Annotated in this window: 1 protein-coding gene and 2 pseudogenes; 2 read left to right on the top strand and 1 reads right to left on the bottom strand. The window is 63.9% G+C overall.

From position 1 onward, the window contains the following. Positions 1-342 (bottom strand): annotated as a pseudogene (locus QZ079_RS09380) (hypothetical protein); the annotation flags it as partial. On the opposite strand from QZ079_RS09380, the pseudogene QZ079_RS09375 reads away from it, so the two are divergent. Continuing rightward, a pseudogene (locus QZ079_RS09375) lies at positions 341-1,377 on the top strand (ATP-dependent metallopeptidase FtsH/Yme1/Tma family protein); the annotation flags it as partial. The pseudogenes QZ079_RS09380 and QZ079_RS09375 sit on opposite strands and share 2 nt — an antisense overlap. Next, positions 1,351-1,746 (top strand): AAA family ATPase (locus QZ079_RS09370; RefSeq protein WP_297037573.1); only part of this gene is annotated, 396 nt, incomplete at its 3' end. The pseudogene QZ079_RS09375 and the gene QZ079_RS09370, both read left to right, overlap by 27 nt.

Genomic DNA, 1,746 nt, shown 5'->3' with positions numbered 1-1,746 from the left:
GTCGAGCTCCGTCACGTCGGAGGGGAAGGTGACGCCGCCGAGCGTAATCTCCACCAGCTCCACCGTGGGCTCGTCGGAGATGACGGCGCAGCCGGCGCCCACGCCCACGGAGAAGCCGACGGCGAGTTCGAAGAGGGAAGCCGTCGCCTGCACGCCGCCGAGAGCGAGCTTTCCGCCGAACTGCCCCAAGATGAACGTGTTGATGAGCGCGTGTGCCTGCTGAAAGAATGAGCTCAGGAAGATGGGCACGCAGAGCAGTAGGAGCTGTTGCCAGATGACGCCCTGCGTGACGTCGAGCGATGCGGCGCCCGTATGAGCGCTCCTGCGTTTCAACATCGACATGGATCCCCGCTTCCAAATGCAGCAAACTTCTCTGATTACAGGTAGTACCGCTGGGTATCTTACTATCATTGCGAACCGAGTGGATGGAGTTTCACCCATGGAGATGGATGAGCATAAACGCAGAAGGAACATGATCCTCTACGTGTTGATCGCGCTGGTGGTCTATTTGGTGCTGAACACGTTGCTGTTCCCCAACATGGCGCGCCAGGTGAAGGTCGAGGACGTGAGCTACAGCCAGTTCCTCGACGATTTGGAGGAAAAGAAGGTCGACGCCGTGCAGTACACGGAGGGCGAGTACACCGCGCTGTACACGCTCAAGGGCGGCGACGGCTCCGTGGCCTACCAGTGCACCGTGATGCCGAATGACTCAGACCTCACGAACCGCATCACCGACGCCGGAGCCACGCTCGACGTCATCATTCCGAACACCGATTCGAGCATTTGGACGTATTACCTGCTCACGCTTGGTGTGCCGTTCCTCATCTTCTTCGGTATCGGCTGGTGGCTCAACCGCCGCATGAAGAAGGCGATGGGCGACGACGGCCCGAGCATGAACTTCGGTGGCGGCGGCTTCGGCGGCGCGGGCGGTCTCGGCAAGAGCGGCGCGCGCAAGGTGAAATCGGAAGACGTCGGCGTCACGTTTAAGGACGTCGCGGGTCAGGAAGAGGCGAAGGAGTCGCTCAAGGAGGTCGTCGACTTCTTGGAGAACCCCAAGCGCTACGAGGATATCGGCGCGCGCTTGCCACGCGGCGCCCTGCTTGTAGGCCCTCCCGGCACGGGCAAGACGCTACTCGCGAAGGCCGTCGCCGGCGAGGCGGGCGCGGCGCTGCCAAGGTGCGCGACCTCTTCAAGCAGGCGAATGAGAACGCCCCCTGTATCGTATTCATCGACGAGATCGATGCTGTGGGTAAGCGCCGCGACCAGGGGCTTTCCACGAACGACGAGCGCGAGCAGACGCTGAACCAGCTGCTCACCGAGATGGACGGTTTCGATAACCACAAGGGCATCGTGGTGCTCGCCGCCACGAACCGCCCCGACTCGCTCGACCCGGCGCTCCTGCGTCCCGGCCGCTTCGACCGGCGCATCCCGGTGGAGCTTCCCGACCTTGCTGGCCGCAAGGCGATCCTCGAGCTCCATGCCAAGGACGTGAAGACGCAGCCGCCCATCGACCTTTCCGCCATCGCGCGTGCCACGCCGGGCGCTTCCGGTGCCGACCTGGCGAACATCATCAACGAGGGCGCCCTCCGGGCCGTCCGCCAGGGGCGGAAGACCGTCACCCAGGCGGATCTGGAGGAGAGCGTGGAGACCGTCATCGCCGGCGCCCAGCGCAAGAGCGCCGTCATCTCCCCGGAGGAGAAGAAGATCGTGGCCTACCACGAGGTGGGCCACGCCCTGGTGGCCGCC

Origin of the sequence: uncultured Enorma sp. (assembly GCA_905210055.1) — a bacterium.
Classification (GTDB): Bacteria; Actinomycetota; Coriobacteriia; order Coriobacteriales; family Coriobacteriaceae; genus Enorma.
This window is presented reverse-complemented; position numbering and strand designations above follow the sequence as displayed.